The sequence below is a fragment of the Prosthecochloris marina genome, from assembly GCF_003182595.1.
In the GTDB taxonomy this organism is placed as follows: domain Bacteria; phylum Bacteroidota; class Chlorobiia; order Chlorobiales; family Chlorobiaceae; genus Prosthecochloris; species Prosthecochloris marina.
Window position 1 is genome coordinate 18,004 of record NZ_PDNZ01000010.1, and the last position, 21,763, is coordinate 39,766.

General features: G+C 47.1%; 21 protein-coding genes and 1 tRNA gene. 11 read left to right on the top strand and 11 right to left on the bottom strand.

The annotated features are described in order from the left end of the window. Positions 1 to 4: 4 nt before the first annotated feature. Together CR164_RS11915 and CR164_RS11920 are read right to left on the bottom strand one after the other, a co-directional pair. On the bottom strand, positions 5 to 940 hold the full coding sequence (locus CR164_RS11915; RefSeq protein ID WP_204901813.1) for a class I SAM-dependent methyltransferase: 936 nt from the start codon (positions 938 to 940) through the stop codon (positions 5 to 7). Beyond that, on the bottom strand, positions 913 to 1,638 hold the full coding sequence (locus CR164_RS11920; RefSeq protein ID WP_110024223.1) for a segregation and condensation protein A: 726 nt from the start codon (positions 1,636 to 1,638) through the stop codon (positions 913 to 915). Before CR164_RS11920 ends, CR164_RS11915 begins: the two co-directional genes overlap by 28 nt. 78 nt (positions 1,639 to 1,716) lie before the next feature. Between CR164_RS11920 and CR164_RS11925 the strand changes: the two genes are divergently transcribed. Beyond that, the gene (locus tag CR164_RS11925) at positions 1,717 to 2,262 is read left to right on the top strand and encodes a tetratricopeptide repeat protein (protein WP_239994554.1); all 546 of its coding nucleotides are present in this window, start codon (positions 1,717 to 1,719) and stop codon (positions 2,260 to 2,262) included. Between the two features lie 117 nt (positions 2,263 to 2,379). Here the strand turns inward: CR164_RS11925 and CR164_RS11930 are convergent, their stop codons facing one another. The 3 genes from CR164_RS11930 to CR164_RS11945 all read right to left on the bottom strand — a co-directional run bounded on the left by CR164_RS11930 (position 2,380) and on the right by CR164_RS11945 (position 5,344). Further along, positions 2,380 to 3,231 (bottom strand): C1 family peptidase, encoded by an 852-nt coding sequence (locus CR164_RS11930; protein WP_110024274.1) that lies wholly within the window; start codon positions 3,229 to 3,231, stop codon positions 2,380 to 2,382. 430 nt (positions 3,232 to 3,661) lie between these two features. Next, complete coding sequence (locus CR164_RS11940; RefSeq protein ID WP_110024225.1) at positions 3,662 to 4,003, bottom strand: P-II family nitrogen regulator; 342 nt, start codon at positions 4,001 to 4,003, stop codon at positions 3,662 to 3,664. A gap of 12 nt (positions 4,004 to 4,015) precedes the next feature. Continuing rightward, positions 4,016 to 5,344 (bottom strand): ammonium transporter, encoded by a 1,329-nt coding sequence (locus CR164_RS11945; RefSeq protein WP_110024226.1) that lies wholly within the window; start codon positions 5,342 to 5,344, stop codon positions 4,016 to 4,018. A 362-nt stretch (positions 5,345 to 5,706) separates the two neighbouring features. Here CR164_RS11945 and CR164_RS11950 point away from each other — a divergent pair, with 362 nt between their 5' ends. After that, positions 5,707 to 5,979, top strand: coding sequence for an RNA recognition motif domain-containing protein (locus tag CR164_RS11950; RefSeq protein WP_110024227.1), 273 nt, complete (start codon positions 5,707 to 5,709; stop codon positions 5,977 to 5,979). A 125-nt stretch (positions 5,980 to 6,104) separates the two neighbouring features. Here the strand turns inward: CR164_RS11950 and CR164_RS11955 are convergent, their stop codons facing one another. The 5 genes from CR164_RS11955 to pyrF all read right to left on the bottom strand — a co-directional run bounded on the left by CR164_RS11955 (position 6,105) and on the right by pyrF (position 11,192). Continuing rightward, positions 6,105 to 6,617, bottom strand: a complete 513-nt coding sequence (locus CR164_RS11955; protein ID WP_146204172.1) for a mechanosensitive ion channel domain-containing protein — start codon at positions 6,615 to 6,617, stop codon at positions 6,105 to 6,107. Positions 6,618 to 6,708: 91 nt separating this feature from the next. After that, complete coding sequence (locus tag CR164_RS11960) at positions 6,709 to 7,203, bottom strand: ferritin-like domain-containing protein (RefSeq protein WP_110024229.1); 495 nt, start codon at positions 7,201 to 7,203, stop codon at positions 6,709 to 6,711. Positions 7,204 to 7,306: 103 nt separating this feature from the next. Further along, a complete protein-coding gene (locus tag CR164_RS11965; RefSeq protein ID WP_110024230.1) occupies positions 7,307 to 8,245 on the bottom strand; it encodes a TIGR01777 family oxidoreductase in 939 nt (312 codons plus the stop codon). A 199-nt stretch (positions 8,246 to 8,444) separates the two neighbouring features. Then, entirely contained in the window at positions 8,445 to 10,289 is a 1,845-nt protein-coding gene (glmS, locus tag CR164_RS11970; protein WP_110024231.1) for a glutamine--fructose-6-phosphate transaminase (isomerizing), read from the bottom strand. A gap of 78 nt (positions 10,290 to 10,367) precedes the next feature. After that, the gene (gene pyrF, locus CR164_RS11975; RefSeq protein ID WP_110024232.1) at positions 10,368 to 11,192 is read right to left on the bottom strand and encodes an orotidine-5'-phosphate decarboxylase; all 825 of its coding nucleotides are present in this window, start codon (positions 11,190 to 11,192) and stop codon (positions 10,368 to 10,370) included. Positions 11,193 to 11,439: 247 nt separating this feature from the next. Here pyrF and ftsH point away from each other — a divergent pair, with 247 nt between their 5' ends. Together ftsH and CR164_RS11985 are read left to right on the top strand one after the other, a co-directional pair. Beyond that, positions 11,440 to 13,524, top strand: coding sequence for an ATP-dependent zinc metalloprotease FtsH (gene ftsH / locus CR164_RS11980; RefSeq protein ID WP_110024233.1), 2,085 nt, complete (start codon positions 11,440 to 11,442; stop codon positions 13,522 to 13,524). A gap of 82 nt (positions 13,525 to 13,606) precedes the next feature. Next, entirely contained in the window at positions 13,607 to 13,882 is a 276-nt protein-coding gene (locus CR164_RS11985) for an acylphosphatase (RefSeq protein ID WP_110024234.1), read from the top strand. A 288-nt stretch (positions 13,883 to 14,170) separates the two neighbouring features. Here the strand turns inward: CR164_RS11985 and CR164_RS11990 are convergent. Next, positions 14,171 to 14,244 (bottom strand) — tRNA-Val (locus tag CR164_RS11990). Positions 14,245 to 14,400: 156 nt separating this feature from the next. Here CR164_RS11990 and CR164_RS11995 point away from each other — a divergent pair. From CR164_RS11995 to CR164_RS12025, 7 genes are all read left to right on the top strand, one after another. Next, complete coding sequence (locus tag CR164_RS11995) at positions 14,401 to 15,549, top strand: 1-deoxy-D-xylulose-5-phosphate reductoisomerase (RefSeq protein ID WP_110024235.1); 1,149 nt, start codon at positions 14,401 to 14,403, stop codon at positions 15,547 to 15,549. A gap of 100 nt (positions 15,550 to 15,649) precedes the next feature. Beyond that, a complete protein-coding gene (rseP, locus tag CR164_RS12000; RefSeq protein ID WP_110024236.1) occupies positions 15,650 to 17,014 on the top strand; it encodes an RIP metalloprotease RseP in 1,365 nt (454 codons plus the stop codon). A 30-nt stretch (positions 17,015 to 17,044) separates the two neighbouring features. After that, complete coding sequence (prfA, locus tag CR164_RS12005; protein ID WP_110024237.1) at positions 17,045 to 18,118, top strand: peptide chain release factor 1; 1,074 nt, start codon at positions 17,045 to 17,047, stop codon at positions 18,116 to 18,118. Between the two features lie 65 nt (positions 18,119 to 18,183). Then, positions 18,184 to 18,807: a DUF1997 domain-containing protein gene (locus CR164_RS12010; RefSeq protein ID WP_110024238.1), complete on the top strand. Its 624-nt coding sequence runs from the start codon at positions 18,184 to 18,186 to the stop codon at positions 18,805 to 18,807. Between the two features lie 44 nt (positions 18,808 to 18,851). Next, the gene (locus tag CR164_RS12015) at positions 18,852 to 19,880 is read left to right on the top strand and encodes a potassium channel family protein (RefSeq protein ID WP_110024239.1); all 1,029 of its coding nucleotides are present in this window, start codon (positions 18,852 to 18,854) and stop codon (positions 19,878 to 19,880) included. Beyond that, a complete protein-coding gene (locus tag CR164_RS12020; protein WP_322113411.1) occupies positions 19,877 to 20,395 on the top strand; it encodes a nitroreductase family protein in 519 nt (172 codons plus the stop codon). Before CR164_RS12015 ends, CR164_RS12020 begins: the two co-directional genes overlap by 4 nt. Before the next feature lie 140 nt (positions 20,396 to 20,535). Further along, positions 20,536 to 21,747, top strand: a complete 1,212-nt coding sequence (locus tag CR164_RS12025; RefSeq protein WP_110024241.1) for an ArsA family ATPase — start codon at positions 20,536 to 20,538, stop codon at positions 21,745 to 21,747. The last annotated feature ends 16 nt before the right edge of the window (positions 21,748 to 21,763 follow it).

A 21,763-nucleotide genomic window follows, 5' to 3' on the forward strand; every position in this document is an offset into this window, starting at 1 on the left:
TGTACTATCCGACCTTGCCGTGAAACATCGAATACGTAAAGAAAGCAGCGTAATCCGGATGATTGAGCAGGAAATCCTGTGACTCGGGAAGGCAAAGACGCCGATACTCCGCCTGATCCTCCTTTGTCAGTTCTGACTCAACACCATGCCAGCGCATCTGAAACAGGGCAGCCAAAGCACGATACAGCTCATCTGTCAAACAGGCTTGAACACTCCCCGCAAAAGTACTGGACGACAGTTCAACAAGTCCCACTTCACGAAACCAGCCAAGCGCGCGCATGACATGTAATTCCGGCCTCCTCCTCCTGGTGAAAGGGGCCATCCCTGAAGATGTCGCGTTAAGCCTGGCCTCGAGCAGAGGATATCCCGGAAGAAGTTTTTCTGAAGACCACGCGAGAATAGCTACACTCCCGCCAGGCTTAACAACACGTGCCAGTTCTTTCACCATCGGCAAAGGCTCAACAGGTGTGTATCCCACACAATCCGCACTCCATGCCCAATCGAAAGAATTGTCATTGAAAGGAAGTCGGTTGACATCTCCTTCCCGAAAGGCAATCATTTCCGACAAACCGGCCTTCCCCACAACATCTTTGGCGTAAGCCAGAATCTCTGAAGACACATCAAGGCCGGTGATATGACCTGCAGGCCCAACGTTTTGTGCAAGCAACATGGTTTGCAGTCCGATACCGCAGCCTGCATCCAGCCCTCGGCTCCCCGAAGAGAGCCGAAGCGCCTTGATCGCCGAACGAAGTACCGGCTCCCTCAGAGGTTGGGATACGAAAGCCGTCCTTACAACCGTCTCTATATCAGACATTATTCCTTCTTCCCAACCATTAAGACGTTCTATTTGAGAAGCTATTTCTATCGATACTCCAATGAGCGATACAGAGGGTTTTGAATCTTCATGAACCACTACAAACTCTGCTTCATAGCCATCCAAAAATCATCATACCCCTCTTTCACGATCACGACGATCTTCTGGCCTTTGCAGAGCTCGAGCACGGCAAGGAAGGTAACAACAAGCACCAAAGGCTCCTTCACTCCTTCAAGCACCGTTCTGAAAGAGATTTGTATTGTTTCCTGCAACTTCGTGAGAATCATCCCGCACTGCTCGTCGACGGTTACCGGAGCTTCATCGACATTCTGTACACGAACCCGCGGCATTTTCTCAAGCACCGATTTGTAAGTCATAATCAAATGATAGAGCGTCGGCCGGTTAACCGGCTCATCGAGTTCATCGATAACTTCAGGCTCGAACGATTCATAATACCCCCGGGGAAACATGGCGCTTCTTGTCTCTTCGAGTGAGCGCATTTTTTCTGCGCCATCCTTGATCCGTTTATACTCTATCAACCGCTCGACCAGTTCCGTTCTTGGATCGAACTCGGAATCGTCACCTTCTTGCGGAACTTCATTTGGCAGAAGCATCTTGGCCTTTATACTCATCAAGAGCGAAGCCATGTAAATAAATTCAGCAGCCACTTCGAGATTGAGACTCTGCATGGCTTCAAGGTAATCGATAAAATCTTTGGTTATTTTAGAAATAGGAATATTATAAATATCAAGCTCGTCTCGCTTGATAAAAAAAAGCAGCAGGTCAAGCGGTCCCTCAAATTCTTCAAGGCTTATTCGAAACATGCAGGCTTATGCTTTGGACAGGTTTGGTGTAGAAATAAAATAGGAAATACCGTCGAAATAGTTTTAGCTTCTATGTATATGATGCGTAGTCTTACTCCATATATTCTAGCCACGCTTTTAAGCGGCTTTATTGCATGGACACCGCTCCATGCCAGTACTCCGAAACAGTCTTTTGACAAGGGATACCGGCAACATCTCAAAGGAAACCATGCTGATGCCGTAAAATATTATACAAAAGCGATAAAGCGCAAACCCTCATACGCCCAGGCCTACCTCATGCGAGCTGCTGCCCATCATTCCATGAAAGAATATGAACGGGCTATGAAGGACTACACCAGGGTCATCGAATCGGGCGACAATTATTTCAAAGCTGTCGGCCACTTCAACCGCGGCGTGGTCCAGTACGATATCGGAAAGTACAGTGCAGCCATTACGGATTTCACCTGGGCGCTATCCTATGATCACAAGATGGCAGCGGCCTATCTGCACCGCGGCATTGCCAAGGGACGAGCCGGCGATAAAAAAGGCCAGGTCCAGGACTTTGTCTATGCCGCCCGTTCAGGAGATTCCGAGGTAAGAGGGTGGCTCGAAAAGCACGCACCTCATGTTCTCGGAAGAAAATAAACCCTGTTATTGTTGAGTTGTTGCAACAGTTAAAAAACTGTCTTTTCGTCTTTATTAACTAACAACTCAACGAGTCAACAATCCCGACTTGTCGGGTAAAACAAATCAACAACTCTTTTACAGTCCGAACTGCTTTGTATCCACCATCTCCATGCTTAAAATCGACCAGAAATCAACAGCCAGTCCTTGTAACACATACTCATAAGGCAACCAGCCATACCCCTCATCACCCCAGCTCGTTCCCCAGGAATTCCTTATAAGCAGCGCTCCTTTTGATTTCTTGTTGCAGCGAGGATTCTTTATTTCCTTTTTATCATCGAAACCAACAGCAACGATTGCGTGCCCCCACTCCGCTTTTTCATTAACACAGGGAAAAGGGATACACCCACCTTCATCAGTTTCATCAAACGATGGAAACCCATAGAATCCAAACATTGAAGGAATACCTGCAGCCAGATACTTTTTTACGCTTTCGAGCACATCCTTAAAATCAATATTTGAACCGAGAGGGTCGTGACAAAAATATTTCAGTGCCTCAAAATTATCGGCGACAGCATAAACAAACCCGGTAGGCTCCTCGTCAAAATCCGGATCGACATCGGTATACTCCCAGTAGCTTTCATGGGGAACGCCACAAAGGACAAGCGCTCCCATGGTATTTCTCAACCATGCACCGGTATCCCCGGTAGCTTTCATCAGGTTTCGGGTTGTTTTATACACAAAGAGCCTTGAACCGTCAATATGATCGTCAAAAGCTTTGCGTTGCAGATATTCGATCACTCCCATGGCTGCATGTGCCGTACATGAACCTATACTGCCCTGATTTTCGACTTTCGAACACCACTCCCTCAAGTCAACCACATCAGGGACGGCAGTCTTCATCGACTTTGCGCTCTGCTTCAGTTTCAGCTTTTTTGCCATCTCGGCAATTTCCGGAGTATTCACCGTATAATCCCTTAAATCAGGCATAGGGGGAAGCCACCCGGTCCCCAATGTTACTGGGGAACCACCGATATGCAGACTCACATGTTTGGATACCACAACAACCTCCTATTTCGAATGTTGATAAACTAATCCCGCACAAAAAGCCGCAGTGTCGAAAAAAGCCTGATTGAAGGCAGGGGACAGCAAGGCTTTTGTAAATAATACGAAAAATTTTCATCCGGCTGAATCACCCCGCACCAGAGAAAAAAGAAAAGAGGCTATCTCAAAAAAACCTCATCAATGGCAGAAACCGGAGAAAAATAGAATGACAGAACTGTTGAGAGAACAGAGTCATGCAGCCCTGTGAAATAGAAGTTCAGATTTCACAGGGCTGCATGACTCTCTACCGGAAACGTATGCATGGCAGCCAAGCAGTGCTTTTAATCAGCCTCTTGACAACTACATAGTGGGAACTCTATATAGCAGTTCCACCACGTTCTCCAGTCCTTATCCGCACGCACTCTTCGAGAGGGCTGACGAATATTTTTCCGTCACCCACCTTACCGCTACCATGCCGGGCCGACTCTACGATGGCATCGATGGTTGCGTCGACAAACGCTTCATTGACGGCAATTTCGATACGTATCTTGGGAATCAGATTCGGTACAATTTTCCTGCCGCGATAGATATCAATATCCTCCTGCCTTCCGTGACCGGAAATTCGGCTGACCGATATTCTCGTAATATCCGCCTGTATGAGGGCCTCCCGAACAGAATCCAGCTTGTCTTCCTGAATTATGGCTGTTATCAGCTTCATAGTAATTGAGAGTTAGTTAAGATTGATGAGACCATAACCGTGCTCTCCATGAAGAGTCTGATCGAGGCCGGTCATTTCACCAGTCTCATTCAAACGGAATCCAACGGTTTTTTCAATAACAAACACCAGTATAATCGTTACAACTGCCGCATACACGGTAGTGATTCCGACAGCTGCAGCCTGAACGCCAAACTGCTCCCAGACACCCCAGGTTCCACCTGCAGCCACTGCAGCTTCGGCCATCCAGCTTTCTCGAATAAAAAAAGTCAAAGTAAGCGCCCCGACGATCCCACCGATACCATGAATACCGAAAGCATCGAGACTGTCATCATAACCTGCACGGTTTTTCACTTGAATGGCAAGGAAACAGAAAAGCGAAGCTGCCGCACCGATCACTATTGCTCCACCAGGCTGGACAACACCGGCTGCAGGAGTTATAGCAACAAGACCCGAAAGAATCCCTGAAACCAAACCGAGGCTGGTTGCTTTTTTATAGAGTATCGCTTCGATAATGATCCAGGCAAATGCTCCAGCAGCCGCTGCAACCTGAGTCACGGTAAGCGCCCTGCCTGTATCGAGATCGCTGGCAACAGCGCTGCCGGCGTTGAACCCGAACCAGCCGACCCAAAGAAGACCCGCCCCAATCAGGGTCATAACAAGATTGTTGGGATGCATGACATTTTTCGGATATCCCCGCCTCGCCCCCAGAAACAAAGCGGCAACAAGAGCGCTGACTCCTGAAGAGATATGCACGACAGTACCTCCTGCAAAATCTATCGCCCCTGCAGGACCCATATTGAAAAGGAAACCGTCTTCAGCCCAAACCCAATGACAGATTGGACTATAAACCATTACGCTCCACAGCGCGATAAAAAGCACATACCCTCTGAAACTAACCCTTTCGGCAAAAGCACCGGCAATAAGGGCAGGGGCAATAATTGCAAATTTACCTTGAAACATCGCAAATACGTATTCGGGAATACCCGAATCAAGGATAGACTCGTCGATCCCCCTTAAGAGAACATATTCAGGGTTCCATCCCACAAGCCCACCCAGGATACTCGGACCGAAACTGAGGGCATAACCAATTGCCGGCCACAGTACACCGATAATCACCATAGCGGCAAAACTATGCATCATGGTACCCAAAACATTTTTTGTTCGCACCAGCCCACCATAAAACATTGCAAGCCCCGGGACCATCAACAACACGAGTGTCGTTGCCGTAAGCATCCATGCGGTTGTCCCCGAGTCTGTAACCTTCTCCGATGCCCAACTGGTATCGGCGGCAGCAATAACCAGAAACAGCAGGGCTCCTGCTGTTGTCAGCTTTTTAACCATAACTGAAATATTTAGAAAAAAAGAAATTACCTTACTTTTTAAACCCGAAGCGATAAATTTAAAAAAATATTTAAGCTGTAAAAATATAAATCAAAAATTAATTACAATTATGTCAACGAAAACACAAAAATGTAACCCTCGAGCGATCGAGCGCTTAAGAAATCGCAACCAAACCTGTTTACCGAAAAATCACAAACTTGTTTTTTGCAAAAGTGAAACTTTTTCTTTTTGAAATCCGCAAATCTGAAGAGTAAATTAAAGCATCAGCCAATGGTTGGCTGGTCGCTGCCGGATAACTCGTGCTTTGGCTATTCGAGAGCGGCTCTCATTCTATCAAAGCACGTGTTACTTCGATATTAAAAATGAATATTTACATTGGCAATCTGCCTTACAGCATAACTGAAGATGAGCTTCGTGATAAGTTCTCTGAATTCGGTCAAGTAGACAGAGCGAATATTATCAAAGACAAGTTTTCAGGCCGCTCGAAGGGCTTTGGATTTGTTGAAATGCCAAACGATGGAGAAGCACAAAGTGCTATCGACTCACTCAATGATACCGATTTTAACGGTCGTTCGATCAAGGTGAACCAAGCAAGGCCTCGCGAAGAGCGCCCTCCTCGCAGGGATAATTATTGATCTAATTACCAAGCAAAAATACATTGTTAGATAGCTGTCGGCGCTTTACCGGCAGCTTTTGTCCGGCGAGCTTTTATCCTTCGATCAAGCAGCTTGTAAGAGATGTGTACCTCAAGGCTTTGTTTTTACTCTGAGGTAACGATGATAGTGGGTTTTTGCATGATTAGATTATTTGGATATGAAACGATCTGCCCTTTTGAATCCCTGATTTTGAGGTAGAACAGCTTTATATCTTCGATACGGCCTTCTGTGCCCTCATCACCCTCGACTATTCTGATTGTATCGCCAATCTTGTAAGGGGCTGTAAAAAATATGATAAATGAAGCCGTTATGTTGCTGAGGATGGACCAGTTCGCAAACAGCCCGACACCAACAACCGCAAACAGTGACGACAAAATCACAAGAGCAGCCTGCAGATCGATTCCCCAGATAAGCACGATCGAGGTCAGTAATGTTGTTACATAAAAAACCTTGAAAAATTTTTTGATGTAAAACACGCGCTGATCGGGAAATTGCAGCTCTTGACCATAACGTTTAAGGCTTTTTGCCGTTGCAATCTGCAAAACCGCATATATGACGAAGGCAATGGCTGTAGCGATGATATTGCTCGATATCCCGGTGTCAAGAATAGCTTTCATAGCAGCATAGAAAAGCAACTGAGGAAACCTTCATCAATGGGCCCTCAGTTGCTGCAAGTTGATGAATCAGACAAGGAAAATCTTCTGCCTTTCACTTTTTCAGTATCACCCCAAGATCCACCAGAAGAGCCTGCAAATCTTCTTCATGCTCGACTTCATCTTCAAGAATCTGTACCGCAATATTGTATGTCACCGGGTCTTTCAGACCAATCTCCGCTATAATGCTATTGTAGACTGAAATGGCACATTGCTCCCCGGATATGTTCTGCTCGAGAACCATTTCTACAAAAGGATTTTCCGGCGCTTCATACCCGCAATTTGTCCACTCGTACCATTGTTTCGGAGTTACCAGCGGCGTACCGCCAAGCTGTATGATACGATTACTTATCATATCGGCATGGCGTAGTTCATCGGCCGCATGTTGCATGAGTTCGGCAATGACTGCATCCTTCATAGGGCCCTCGACAACCTTGGCACCTATCCAATACTGATAATAGGCAAGCCATTCATCGGCAAATGCCTTGTTGAGAAGTTCAAGTACACGATCAAGATGTTCACCGACAATTTCACGGCCTTTGGTTCCCATGTAATCCTCCTTTTGATTTGTTTACACAGTTAAAGAAAAAACCTCGTTTCATAAACCCTCTTCAACAGCATTCCAAAAACCTGGATACGGTCGAATTGAAACATCACTTGTTGTGCTCTATTAAATCCGCCAATGCCTCATGAAGCGAAGGATGAGCAAAACGGTAACCGTGATCATTAAGAAACGAGGGAATCACTTTCTGTCCTTTCGTTGCATATTCAGCCCCCTCACCCATAAGAATCTGCAACGCAAATTTTGGAACCGGAAGTAGTGATGGCTTGGATAGCACAGCCCCCAAAGTCTCTGCAAAAGTCTTCATTGAAACCGATTGAGGTCCGACAAGGTTTATCGGCCCATTATATGAAGTATCCTCCATAGCTTTGCGTATGATTGCAACTTCGTCATCGACATGGATCCAGGCAAGACACTGACTACCAGAACCGACCGGACCACCAAGAAAAAGATTGAAAGGCAGAAGCATCTGCTGGAGCATCCCCCCCCTTGTTGACAGTACAATTCCGGTTCTCAGCAGCACCAGCCGTACCGTATCGGAAACGTTACTGGCCGCTTTTTCCCAATCAATACAGATTTTTGCCAGAAAATCATCACCTGCTGCTGCGTTTTCATCCAGATCACTCGTATCATTACAGCTCCCAAACGCTCCGTAGTAACCCACCGCAGAAGCAGAGATAAAAACGCCAGGTTTCTTTTCGGCAGCCTGAATAGCTGCAACGAGGTTCTTTGTTCCAACAACCCTCGAGTTGTAGCATTCAACCTTGTGCTCTTCTGTCCATCGGCCTTCGAGCAGCGGCTTGCCTGCCAGATGCACCACTGCTTTGGCTCCGCTGATGTACTCTGCCCACGCCTCTTGTGTATCGTTATAATTCCATGCGGCATAGGCCGCAGCTCCTGGAATTTTTGAAGAAGCGCTTTCGGGAGAACGTGAAAAAACAACGACCTTTTCACCCTCTGCAATCAACTGATGAGCAAGCTCTGAGCCGATTACTCCTGTTGCACCGGTGATGACAACATGACCTTCCATGGCGAACCTCGGTTTTTGAGTGGTTTGAATCCTTAAGGCGTGTATCTATCTGTACTTGTTCACCAACCACCGTGTCAGAATAATAATTCCCCTGCAACACAGGAACCGGACACCTGCCAGCAGTTTTCAGCCGGCGCCATCGTGCTTGGCGAAGCAGCAACAAGTTTTTTCCACAAGCGATTCTTGCTACTCTTCGCTACTATTCCACCGTTACCGATTTGGCAAGATTTCTCGGCCGATCAACGTTACACCCTCTCAAGGTTGCAATATGGTAGGCCAGAAGCTGCAACGGAATAACCGAAAGCAGCGGGGTCACGGGCCCTGATGCAGCCGGAATATAAATAACGTGATCCGCAAGCCTGGTTATCTCTTCATCACCCTCGTTGGCGATAGCGATGACCTTCCCTTTACGGCTCCTGACCTCCTCGATGTTGCTCAGTACTTTGGCATAGGAGTTATCGCGGGTTGCAATAAAGATAACCGGCATATCCTCGTCAATAAGAGCGATAGGCCCATGCTTCATTTCGGCGGCAGGATACCCCTCGGCATGAATGTAGGAGATTTCTTTGAGCTTCAGCGCCCCCTCGAGCGCGACAGGGAAATTGTAGCCCCGGCCAAGGTAGAGAAAGTTCCGTGCATCCTTGTAACTGTTTGCAATATCGAGAATGAGATCATTGTGCTCGAGAATACTCGCCACTTTTTGAGGCACTTTTCCAAGATCTTTCAGATACAACTTGATCTCGTCACGGGACATGGTACGCCCCTTGCTCAGTGTCAATGCAAGAAGATAAAGCACGGTGACCTGTGCGGTAAAAGCCTTGGTCGAGGCAACACCGACCTCGGGACCAGCATGGGTATAAATGCCGCAGAGCGTTTCACGGGCGATTGTCGAGCCGACAACATTGCAGATCCCCATGACCAGGGCACCTTTTTCTCTTGCAAGACGCAAGGCTGCAAGGGTATCTGCAGTTTCACCGGACTGCGAAATCACAATGACAACGTCGTCCTTGGTTATTACCGGATTACGGTAACGAAACTCTGAAGCGTAATCAACTTCAACAGGAATCCTTGCAAATTCCTCTATCAGGTACTCCCCGATCAAACCGGCATGCCAGCTTGTGCCGCATGCACAGATAATAACCCTGCTCGAAAGCTTGAGGCGATCGAGATAATCCTCGATGCCACCAAGATGAACCTGACCCTCTTCAATCCTGACACGTCCCCGCATAACATCCTGAAGAACCGTAGGCTGCTCGAAAATTTCCTTGAGCATGAAGTGCTCGAACCCTCCTTTTTCTATCTCGGCAAGTTCGAAATCAAGCTCGCTGACATGTTTTTCCCGTGCAATATTTTCAATGGTCTTGATGATATAGCCATCTTTTGAAACAACCGCCATTTCACCATCTGAAAGATATATCACCTTTTTGGTATGCTCCACGATCGGAGCGGCATCGGATGCGATAAAATATTCTCCATCGCCTATACCGATCACCAGAGGGCTTCCCTTGCGGGCAACAACAATTTTATCGGGCTCACGCTCTGAAATAATGCATAAACCGTAAGCACCCTCTACATGGTAGAGCGCCGAACGAACAGCCGCCTCCAGTCCCATATTCGGATTGTCGACCCATATGCTGTCGATAAGATGAACCAGGACCTCGGAATCGGTATCACTGCTAAACTGATAACCTTTTGAAACCAGCTCTTTTTTGATCGAAGAATAGTTTTCGATGATGCCATTATGAATCAACGCTATACTGCCGTCGCTGCTCAAATGGGGATGTGCATTGCGATCACTCGGATCACCATGGGTAGCCCAGCGTGTATGACCTATACCGAGAGTCGCTCCCTGCAGGGAATGATTCGAATCGAAAAGCGCGTCTTTGAGCTTGCTGACGCTCCCTTTTTGTTTATGAACCCAAAGGCCACCGTTGAGAACGGCAACACCCGCAGAATCGTATCCGCGGTACTCGAGACGCTCCAGGCCGTTCAACAGAAGTTCTGCAGCATCTTTTGAACCAATGTAACCAACTATTCCACACATAAAACGAGCGTTTATAGAGACGTTGAGTCTCTGTTGGGGGAGGATATATCCAGTACCGGTTAGTATACAAAAACCTGCTCAAAAAATACTCTGCATTTCATTATGCAATCGTGCGGCTTTCACACTCACCGCATCTTCGAATGATTCGATTGAATCAAAGCTCCCTTCGGGGTAAATAATCCCCCTGCTGACGTTGATAAGCGCCGCCTGGCTGTTTTCATCCACACCAAACGCAGCGGACTCCTGTAATGACCCACCCTGAGCACCAACACCGGGAATCAGGAAAAACAACCCTGGCGCCGCTTTACGGATTTCTCTGAGCTGACTGCTTTTCGTTGCCCCCACCACAATACCTGCATTACCGTTCCGTTCCCACCGCTGCACTTTCGAAAGAACAGCTTGATAGAGTGAGGTCCCCGACTGCAACTGCTGTTCCTCAAAATCAGCGGACCCCGGATTCGAAGTCAGGCAAAGCACGAAAATCAGTTTCTGGTCATAATCAAAAAAAGGTTCGAGGGAATCTTCCCCCATATAGGGCGCTACCGTTAAAGCATCGAAACCCCAGTGATCGAAAAAAGCCTCAGCATATTTCCTGCTGGTATTGCCAATATCGGCACGCTTTGCGTCGGCAATGGAAAGGCTTTCAGAAGGTAGGTTTTCCAAGGTACTCTGCATATCGAGAAGACCTTCGATCCCTCTCGATTCATAAAAAGCCATATTAAGTTTATACGCTACTGCATGTTCCCTGGTGGCCCTGACAACAGCACGGTTAAACTCGAGGACAGGTTTTTGCATGCTATGGAATATCTCCGGAATTTTGTCGGGATCGCTGTCGAGGCCGACACACAACAAGGATTTCTTCGACAAAATCTGCTCATTGACCTTGTTTCTCGCTGCATTCATGGATATATTCATAGCTTTTACTTATAAGACATGATGTATTAGAAACCGTTCCCGTTTCGCTGATCTATCTAAACAATAGATAGCAAAAATACAAACAGGCAAAGTCCTCACCAACGGAAGAGGTGTTTCAGGGCCAAGAAACTTATTAAGCCTCTGAAGCATTAAAGCTATGTTTCATAATCCGGGTTCAATACTGTTTTTATTACTGTTAGAAATTGAACATACTTGTAACTTCTTTAAAGAATAGATGTCAAACAACCTTTTTAAACCACAGAATCCTTATAAAAACGATCCAGAGAACAACGACAAAAAACCGAAATTCTCGCTGGTTTACTATATCGTTATCGTACTCATCCTTATCGGCCTACAGCTTGCATTCTTCTGGTCTGGCGCCAGTGAGGAAATCACTTACAGTACATTCCGCAAGTATATAGAAGAAAACAAGATAGAATCGGTTAAAATAGCTCCTGAACGCATTTATGTAAATCTGAAACCGGGAGTAACCCCGACAACCAGTGCTAACGGGAAAAGTGATGGACCAGGCTCCATTTTTCCCGGCTCACCGTCTGAATCCAGAGAGGTTTATGTTGTTCCGGTAAGAGACGAAGAACTCATTCAACTTCTCGAGACAAAAGGAATTCGTTACCAAGGTATACCCGGCAATACATGGATCGGGGAATTACTGCAATGGGTACTGCCTTTCGCATTGCTGATCGGTATTTACTTTTTCGTTTTCCGCCGTCTTGGCGGACCGGGTTCGCAGTTCATGAATATCAGCAAAAACAAAGCTGCCCTGTACGAGAACCTTGACGAACATACACGCATCACCTTCAAGGACGTTGCAGGACTCGACGAGGCAAAAGCCGAGGTTATGGAGGTGGTGGACTTTCTCAAGGACCCAAAAAAATACACAAAACTTGGAGGCAAACTACCGAAAGGTGTTCTGCTCGTAGGTCCTCCCGGAACAGGAAAAACGCTTCTTGCAAAAGCTGTTGCCGGCGAAGCTGACGTTCCGTTTTTCAGCATCAGTGGATCGGATTTTGTGGAAATGTTTGTTGGTGTCGGCGCTGCACGTGTCCGGGATCTTTTCCGCCAGGCCAAAGAAAAAGCTCCCTGTATCATCTTTATCGATGAAATTGATGCCGTTGGCCGGAGCCGGGGTAAAGGCATGATGATGGGAGCCAACGACGAACGAGAGAATACCCTGAACCAGCTGCTGGTTGAAATGGATGGTTTTGCAACCGACAAGGGAGTCATCCTCATGGCAGCAACCAACCGGCCGGACGTACTGGATAACGCTCTGCTCCGCCCGGGAAGATTCGATCGCCAGATCATGGTCGATAAACCGGATCAGAAAGGCCGTATCGATACGTTCAGGGTTCACACCAAGAAACTCTCTCTTTCACCCGACGTCAATCTCAAGGTGCTGGCATCACAAACACCCGGATTTGCCGGAGCAGAAATAGCCAATGCCGCAAACGAGGCAGCTTTGCTTGCATCGAGGAGAGGCAAACAAAGCATCGAGATGAAAGATTTTGAAGATGCTATTGAGCGTGTCGTTGCAGGGCTGGAAAAAAAGAACAAAGTTATCAACCCGCAAGAAAAAAAGGTTGTTGCCTATCACGAGTCAGGCCATGCCATCATCAGCTGGATGATGGCGGAAAACGATGCCGTGCAAAAAATATCCATCGTCCCCCGAGGCATGAGCGCGTTGGGATACACGATGAACCTGCCTCTTGAAGACCGCTACCTCATGACAAAGAAGGAGCTTTTTTCGCGAATTTGTGGCTTGCTTGGAGGAAGAATCGCAGAAGAAATCATCTTTGACGAGATTTCAACCGGAGCCCAGAACGATTTGGAAAAAGTGACCGAAATAGCCTATAACATGGTTGTCGTTTACGGCATGAGCGAAAAGCTGGGCAACATATCTTACTTCGAAAGCAATAATCCCTACTACGGTGGTCCTGGTGTTGACAAGAAATATAGCGAGCATACCGCCCGTCTTATCGACGAAGAGGTCCACTCGATTATCGATAAGGCGCAGAAACAGGTTCGAGAGATACTGACCGGTAACAGCGACAAGCTTGAACTGCTTGCAAAGGAACTGCTTGACAAGGAAGTGCTTCACTATTGTAAAATTGAGGAAATTCTTGGCAAAAGACCAGCTGGAAACTCATTCCACAGCATAGCCCATGAGTGCGGAGAGAAGGTAGTGGAGAGAGAAGAAAAGCCAACTCACAATGGGCAACAAGATGTCGACGCAGACGAGCTTCGCACTCTTGAAGAAGCTGTTGAAAAGATAAAGCAAAACAAAAATTCAGGCGAAAGCTGACAGATGTCTTCCTTTTCATCGCCGTGTCTGCCTTGTGAAATTCGCAGGGAGGCATGGCTGATGATAGCCATGGTCAATAACAATGGAAAAACGCGTTCTTGTTACAGTATACGGTCTGGTACAGGGAGTAGGCTTCAGAATGTTTGTGGAACGCTCGGCTTCTCGCCTGGGATTAAGTGGATGGGTAAGAAATATGCCCGACGGAACGGTTCAAATTGACGCTCAAGGTCCTGACGGGCTTGTCGATGAACTGCTCAACGATACAAAGATCGGACCACCAGCATCAAAAGTATCCTCGCTGGATGTGATAGAAAAACAACCAGATCATACTCGAACCGGTTTTAATGTATTGATATAAGCGGCTTTGTTAACAACCTCTGTTGTCGCAAATCCTGATTGCCTTATCAGACAGATAGGCACCGCCTATTTCTTCCCGTACTCAGCTTGCCAGTAATATTTTAATAACTGTCACTTCTTTTGTTGAATACCGGATAAAAAGCATAACCGGCACAGAGAACCTGATGCAGATGGAGAAAACAACGTTTCTGGCGGATAAATTTAGTAAGCAGATCCGTGAATGAAGGCAAAAAGGATGGACTTCGGAAATATTGGAGTGTACCTTCACCGGTGCAGAGAGAAAAAAGAGTGGGTCCCGAGGGAGTCGAACCCCCGACCTACTGGGTGTAAACCAGTCGCTCTAACCAACTGAGCTAGAGACCCATACCAAAGGGACGATAGTATACGACTTTTCCGTTCAAGATCAAAACTTTTTTACAAAACGACGACATTGCGCTAACCTGAATAATTTGTAACCCGTCTTGAAAAAGTATAAATTCAGGCCGGAATCCCAGTGATTTAAAGCAATATTCCAACACCATGAAATCATTATCCATCCTCGGCAGTACCGGATCTATCGGTTTGAGCACACTTGATGTCGTCCGGCAACATCCTGAAAAATTCAACGTAGCAAGCCTTGCCGAAGGCCATGACGTCAACCTGCTTGCAGAGCAGATCAAGGAGTTCAAACCGGACATCGTTTCTGTCAGGGATGAAGACTCGGCCGAGCAATTGCAAGAACTGCTCGGTTCCGATAAACCCGAAATACACTGGGGTATAGAAGGCGCTGCTGTGGTAGGCGCTGCAGAAGGCTCGGACATGGTTGTATCGGCCATTGTCGGTGCGGCAGGTCTTGTACCAACCATCAGGGCAATACAAGCGGGCAAAGATATCGCTTTAGCCAATAAGGAAACGCTGGTAGTCGCCGGACAGCTTGTTTCGGATCTGGTAAAACAACATAATGTCACCCTTCTCCCGGTAGACAGTGAACATTCCGCAATCTTCCAATCACTTACCGGACACAGGGCTGAAGATATTGAGCGCATTATTCTGACTGCATCGGGAGGGCCGTTCAGGCAAACCTCCGCATCGGAACTGCACGGTGTAGGGCCTGAAAAAGCGCTGAAGCATCCACAGTGGTCCATGGGGGCAAAAATAACCATCGATTCCGCCACGTTGATGAACAAAGGACTGGAAGTTATCGAAGCCCACTGGCTTTTCGACATGCCTGTAGAAAAAATAGGTGTGGTGGTTCATCCACAGAGCATCATTCATTCGATGGTAGAATATATAGACGGCTGTGTCATGGCACAGCTTGGCGCTCCGGACATGCGAGCCCCCATAGCCTATGCAATCTCCTGGCCCGAACGGTGTGAAAGCGGTATTAAAAAGCTCGATTTGACTCAGGTTGGAACACTCACGTTCGAACAACCGGACATGGATCGCTTTCCGGCACTTCGTCTTGCATTCGAAGCGTTGAAAGCCGGCCAGACGTTTCCGGCCGTACTCAATGCGGCAAATGAAGTCGCTGTTGCCGCATTCCTCGACAAGAAAATAGGATTTACCGACATACCTGCAATTGTCGACAAGACAATGCAGGAACATGATGCATATGCACCATCCTCTCTTGAAGAGTATCTGGCTGCCGACAAATGGGCTCGCGATAAGGCGGTAGCGATGACAGTATAGCTTTTTTGTACTTATATAACGATAATATGAATCGGCATTCCAAAACCACCGTTATGAACGGCTTATGGAATAGCCAGTCTTGAAGGAAACAAAATAGATCATGGACTTTTTAAGCACGACGTTTTATTTTATCATCGCGATTTTCATTCTTGTTACCGCACATGAGCTCGGGCACTTTCTTGCAGCCAAGCTTTTCGGTATGCGGGTAGACAAGTTCTACATCGGGTTTGATTTTTATAACCTTCGTCTCTGGAAAAAGAAAATCGGAGACACGGAATATGGCATTGGCGCTTTCCCCCTGGGCGGATACGTGAAAATAGCCGGTATGGTGGACGAAAGCCTCGACACCGATTTCCAGAAATCCGAACCCGAACCGTGGGAGTTTCGGGCGAAGCCTGTCTGGCAAAGGCTCATTGTCCTTGCTGGCGGTGTGGCCATGAACATGATTCTTGCCGCGGCCATATTTATCGCCATGGCTTCGGTTTTCGGAGAAAGCAGAACCTCCGTGGTCAATCCCGCCTATGTTGAAGAAGGTTCGGTTTATGAATCGATGGGCATGCAAACCGGTGACCGCTTTGTTGCAGTGAACGGTCAACCTGTACAGTACTGGGAAGAAGTACTTTCTCCGAAAAATTTTGCAGGTCAGACCCTGACCTATACTGTACTGCAAGATGAAAACCGCAAAACACTGCGTGCACCTGCCGACATACTTACCCGTATCAACGAAAACCAGGCTCTTGGCATACGCCCGCTGATGGCTCCGGTAATCGATCAGGTACTTGGCAACCAGCCTGCGGAAAAAGCGGGATTGAAACCGGGAGCACTCATTACCGCGATCAATGACGAACCTATTCATGACTGGACTGAAGTTGTCGACATCATCTCCGCAAACCCCGGACAAACAATATCGGTCGCATGGAAGTACCTTGCCCCTCCAGCCGATGACGGTACGGTCGATGTTTCGAAAATCCGGGAATTCGGAACGCAGACCGTTTCAGATATTGTCCCGACATCCACCGGAAAAATCGGTATAGCACTGAAACAAACACTCGTCATAGACCACCGGCAACTTAACCTGGCTGATGCAACCACCTACGGTCTGGAACAAACGTGGAACCTAACCGTAACAACCGTACAAGGGTTTGGCAAAATCCTGACCGGCAAGGAAGATTTCCGCAAATCCCTTGGTGGACCGATCAAAATCGCGAGGATAGCCAACCAGAGTGCCGAACAGGGACTGAGCAGTTTTCTTTACTTTTTAGCCCTCTTGTCGATCTCTCTTGCCTTCATCAATATCCTTCCCATTCCGGCTCTGGATGGTGGGCAATTTGTGCTTAACGCCATTGAAGGCATTATAGGTCGAGAGATTCCTTTTCAGCTGAAAATGAGGATTCAGCAGATCGGTATGGCATTGCTCCTGACGCTCTTTTTATTTTTTATTATCAATGACATCATCAACCCCTGAGCAAAGGGTACAGGGAGCAGGAACTCGATTATGCTTGATAAACTTGAGTCCATAAAGGACAAGTACCTCCGCGTCGAAGAACAGCTTTCCGATCCTGAAGTCATTGCCGATCAGCAAAGATTCAGAAAGCTCAACAAGGAGTATAGTGACCTGAAAGAGATCGTCCGGGCATTCGACAGCTATAAATCCAACAAGCTGCAGCTCGAAGAGGTACGCCAGATGGTAAAACAGGAAACCGATCCTGAAATGAAAGCGCTTGCTCAGGCCGAACTTGAGACACTTCAGGAGCGCGCGCCTGAACTCGAGCAGCAGCTGAAACTGCTGCTTCTGCCGAAGGATGAAGCCGATTCAAGGAATGTCATCATTGAAATACGTGCAGGAACCGGAGGTGACGAAGCCGCTCTTTTTGCCACCGATCTTTTACGGATGTATCAAAAGTTCGCGGAACGGAACGGCTGGAAATACGAGGTAATGGAATTCAGCGAAGCAAGCATACCTGGCGCCTGCAAGGAAGCCATGCTCAGTATAAGCGGTCACGATGTCTATGGAACCATGAAGTTTGAAAGCGGAGTACATCGCGTCCAGAGAGTACCGGAAACAGAGACCCAGGGAAGAATTCACACTTCTGCAGCAAGCGTGGCGGTTCTCCCTGAAGCCGAAGAGGTCGACATCGAGATCCGCAAGGAGGATCTTCATATGGATACTTTCCGAAGCGGAGGAAAAGGCGGCCAAAATGTCAACAAAGTTGAAACGGCGGTCCGTATCACCCACATTCCGACCGGAATTGTAGTGGCCTGCCAGGAAGAACGATCCCAGCTTCAAAACCGTGAACGGTCATTGAAAATGCTTCGGGCGAAGCTCTACGACATGCAGCTTGCAGAAAAAAACAAGGAGCGGGCCGATCTTCGCAGATCGATGGTTACAACCGGTGATCGCAGCGCCAAAATCCGCACCTACAATTTCCCGCAATCGAGGGTAACCGACCATCGTATCGGCTTTACAAGTCATGCTCTGCCCCAGATACTCGAAGGCAACCTCGATGAAGTCATAGAAGCCCTCAAACTTCACGAACAAACTGTACGCCTGCAGGAAGAGCGTCAATAACGAGCTTGATTGCAACCATTTTGGTATATTTGCAAAAGCGTTGTAAGCTGATCATAAAGAAGACGATGAACAACAACTTTGAAATTAAAGCAACAGGCAAAAGCAAGGGCGAATGGATTTTTCATGGGGAGTTTCATGAAACTGTTGACTATCTCTCTAACCACAAAAGAATCCTTGAGTTCAATCCCTTCTGCTACGAAGTGGAAAAAACCGATATAGATAATATCTATAAATGGCATTTTCGGGTAACCGATCCCCAAAACAACCCGTTTGACGTTATCTTCTTTATTGAGGAAAAGCAGGAACTGATGGTTATTTTACCGGATGAGTATGAAGATATGGATCCGGACAATATTCCCGAAAATATCATTCATGAAAGTACCGTCGGTAAAAAAATCATCTGGGAGCACTATCCTACCGATACAGCGATCGATGACCCCAAAAACTATATTTTTGAAGGCAGGGCCTTTGCAGAAATGTATGTGCACCCCCATAAAAAGGCACAAACAAAAGTAGACTTTGATCTGAAAATCAATGTCAGGTTCATGCTTTATCCCGCGTTCAGAATCATACCGGAAAATGTCATCAAAAACATGACCAATGCCGGAATGTCTTTTATCATGCAAACTGCAACAAACAAGATGTTTCAAAGCATTTCAAAGGATTTTGGTAAAATACAGCCTGCATGATTTCCAAACAGTTTTTTGCATTCCACTAATAATTTGCTTTTTCATTGAGCAGAGATACGCAGCAGCTCACAACATTCCGCCGTTTCTCGATTTCGATTATCAGCCTCTTCTTTCTTATCTGGATAGGGGTATCCGGTTATATCTATATCGAGGACATGACGCCTGTCGATGCGCTATATATGACGGTCATTACGCTCAGCACCGTCGGCTTCAGCGAAGTTCATACCCTCTCTGAAACAGGGCGACTGTTCACGCTGGCACTGATCATCGGAGGAACAAGCTTATTTTTCTTTACATTAAGCAGTGTCGCAGCTTTTTTCCTTTCAGGAGAATGGCATTCGCACTGGGAACAACAACGAAACCATCGTATGCTCCTTAACCTCGATAACCATTACATTATCTGCGGCTACGGCCGTTTAGGATCAAATGTCGCCAGCGAGCTATATGCCAAAAAAATCCCCTTTGTCGTGATCGATACCCTTGACGAGCAGGTCGAGCTTGCCCGCAAGCTCGAGTACGTCGCGATAAAAGGCAACGCTGCAGATGAAAAAGTGTTAAAGAACGCCGGGATCAACAAAGCAAAAGGGCTGATTGCCTCAGCTAGCACCGATGCAGAAAACGTCTTTATAGTACTGACCGCCAGAACCCTTAAACCGTCCCTGCACATCATTGCCAGAGCCGATTGTGAAGAATCGGAAAACAAGATGCTTCGAGCCGGGGCAGAGCACGTTGTACTGCTCTACCAGTCAGCCGGACGCAAAATGGCAAACATGCTGATTGAACCCGACCTTGCCCAGTATCTCGACGAACTCAGCGACGCGAATCAACTTGACCTTCAGATCGCCCAGTTCATAATCACTGAAACATCGTCACTATCAGGCAAGACGTTCCGCGAAGCCGACCTCTACAACAACTACCAGATCAATCTGGTTGGCTACAAGCTCCCTGAAGGAGAGATACATTCGACGCCAAAACCGTCCGAAGTTATTCAGAAAAAAGCAACTATCATTGCAATAGGATCCCCGAAAGCACTTAAAAACTTCAAAGAACTGGCCAAAGGAGAACAAGCATGATGGACATCTACGAACTGGTAAAGAACCGCAGCAGCCTCAGAAGCTACAGTAAGGACAAACCGATACCGAACGAGATTCTTCTGCGAATTCTTTCCGCAGGGCAAATGGCTCCTTCAGCCAAAAACATCCAACCCTGGACATTCAAGGTGGTCAGTTCACCGGAAAAACTTGCTGAAATTTACCCCTGTTATCCTGCAGACTGGATTCAGACCGCCCCTCACCTGCTTTTTGTTACCGGGAAACGAGACGAAGCCTGGGTGAGGCGTCACGACGGCTATAATTCGATCGAAACCGATCTTGCAATCGCCATGGACCATATCATCCTTGCAGCAACCTGGGAAGGCATTGCCACCTGCTGGATTGCCGCTTTCAAGCCCGATCTTTTGCGAAAAGCACTTGGTCTTGAAGAAAACGAGGAGATATTCACGTTCACCCCGCTCGGTTTTGCATCTCCCGACGCACAACCATTTCCTAAAAAGAGAAAAGCACTGGATGACCTTGTAGAGTTCTTATAGGCTTTACGTCTGTTAAGCAACTCTATCAATGCTCTCTTTGTTTTTCCCGGGCTTATGAAGCCTTTTCACCTGAGAATTTTCTACAGGACAAAACGGTTGTTCTTTTATCGATCGTAGGCGCAAACTCAACGGGAGCAACCATGAGAAATATTGTTTTCACCGGAAAAGGCGGGGTCGGTAAAACAACCATCGCTGCAGCGACAGCACTAAAAGCCTCGAAAGCAGGACATAAAACCCTGGTCATTTCAACCGACCCCGCTCACAGCCTTGGAGACTCTTTCGATATTGAACTTGGAGCTGCCCCGGTTAAAATTGCCGATAATCTTTATGGTCAGGAAGTCAGCGTCTATGGAGACTTGACCCTCAATTGGGAAATTGTCCGAGAGCACTTCGCACATCTCATGGAAGTGCAGGGAATAAAAGACATTTATGTCGAGGAAATGGGCGTTCTTCCCGGTATGGAAGAGCTCTTTTCTCTCTCCTATATCAAGAAATACAACGAGTCGAACGACTATGACCTCCTCGTAGTTGACTGCGCGCCTACCGGAGAAACGCTTCGCCTGCTTTCGATTCCGGAAACTTTTGGCTGGATGCTCAAGCTCATCCGCAACATGGAAAAGTATGTGGTAAAACCGGTTATCCGCCCCATCTCGAAACGCGTCGGCAAATTGCGGGATATCGTGCCTGAAGAGGAGGTTTACAACCAGGTCGATAATCTTTTTTCTTCCGTTGATGGCATCATAGATCTTCTGTCGGACAGCACCAAAACAACTGTACGCCTGGTCATGAATCCCGAAAAAATGGTCATCAAGGAGTCCATGCGCGCTCTCACCTATCTCAACCTTTATGGAATAACGGTCGATCAGATCGTCATCAACCGTGTTTTTTTCGAGGAAGTTGACGGACAGTATCTCAGCGAATGGAAAGAGATCCAGAAAAAATATATCGATCAGATCGAAAAAACCTTCTCACCGATCCCGATCGCGAAAGTTCCTTTGTTTAGAAAAGAGGTTGTGGGCCTCGACATGCTTGAAAATGTGGGAAATATCATCTACAGTGCCACCAGCCCCATGGAAATTTTTTACCGGGAAGAACATGTGGATATCCAGAAAAAAAGCGATGGGCATTACATCATGAAACTCCGTGTGCCTTTCGTTTTCGACAACAACATGGAAGCAAACATCGTACAGGTAGGCGAACTCATGACTATCCGCATCGGCAACTACCAGAAAGGGGTCGTACTCCCTGCTTTTCTTGCAGGACTCCGCGTCATGAGCGCCAATTATGAAGACAAATGGCTTGTTGTCGAGTTTAAAACCAAAGAAGAAACTTCCGCAACGGTCGATGTGTAAAAGCTGCAAAAGGAAC

Coding starts and splice junctions, on each gene's coding strand:
- ftsH (WP_110024233.1), top strand. CDS start 11,440: ATGTCAAACAACCTTTTTAAACCACAGAATCCTTATAAAAACGATCCA.
- CR164_RS11940 (WP_110024225.1), bottom strand. CDS start 4,003: ATGAAGCTGATAACAGCCATAATTCAGGAAGACAAGCTGGATTCTGTT.
- glmS (WP_110024231.1), bottom strand. CDS start 10,289: ATGTGTGGAATAGTTGGTTACATTGGTTCAAAAGATGCTGCAGAACTT.
- pyrF (WP_110024232.1), bottom strand. CDS start 11,192: ATGAATGCAGCGAGAAACAAGGTCAATGAGCAGATTTTGTCGAAGAAA.
- rseP (WP_110024236.1), top strand. CDS start 15,650: ATGGACTTTTTAAGCACGACGTTTTATTTTATCATCGCGATTTTCATT.
- CR164_RS11945 (WP_110024226.1), bottom strand. CDS start 5,344: ATGGTTAAAAAGCTGACAACAGCAGGAGCCCTGCTGTTTCTGGTTATT.
- CR164_RS11930 (WP_110024274.1), bottom strand. CDS start 3,231: ATGCCTGATTTAAGGGATTATACGGTGAATACTCCGGAAATTGCCGAG.
- CR164_RS12010 (WP_110024238.1), top strand. CDS start 18,184: ATGAACAACAACTTTGAAATTAAAGCAACAGGCAAAAGCAAGGGCGAA.
- CR164_RS11955 (WP_146204172.1), bottom strand. CDS start 6,617: ATGAAAGCTATTCTTGACACCGGGATATCGAGCAATATCATCGCTACA.
- CR164_RS11965 (WP_110024230.1), bottom strand. CDS start 8,245: ATGGAAGGTCATGTTGTCATCACCGGTGCAACAGGAGTAATCGGCTCA.
- CR164_RS11985 (WP_110024234.1), top strand. CDS start 13,607: ATGGAAAAACGCGTTCTTGTTACAGTATACGGTCTGGTACAGGGAGTA.
- CR164_RS11960 (WP_110024229.1), bottom strand. CDS start 7,203: ATGGGAACCAAAGGCCGTGAAATTGTCGGTGAACATCTTGATCGTGTA.
- CR164_RS11950 (WP_110024227.1), top strand. CDS start 5,707: ATGAATATTTACATTGGCAATCTGCCTTACAGCATAACTGAAGATGAG.
- CR164_RS12025 (WP_110024241.1), top strand. CDS start 20,536: ATGAGAAATATTGTTTTCACCGGAAAAGGCGGGGTCGGTAAAACAACC.
- CR164_RS11995 (WP_110024235.1), top strand. CDS start 14,401: ATGAAATCATTATCCATCCTCGGCAGTACCGGATCTATCGGTTTGAGC.
- CR164_RS11925 (WP_239994554.1), top strand. CDS start 1,717: ATGATGCGTAGTCTTACTCCATATATTCTAGCCACGCTTTTAAGCGGC.
- CR164_RS11920 (WP_110024223.1), bottom strand. CDS start 1,638: ATGTTTCGAATAAGCCTTGAAGAATTTGAGGGACCGCTTGACCTGCTG.
- prfA (WP_110024237.1), top strand. CDS start 17,045: ATGCTTGATAAACTTGAGTCCATAAAGGACAAGTACCTCCGCGTCGAA.
- CR164_RS12020 (WP_322113411.1), top strand. CDS start 19,877: ATGATGGACATCTACGAACTGGTAAAGAACCGCAGCAGCCTCAGAAGC.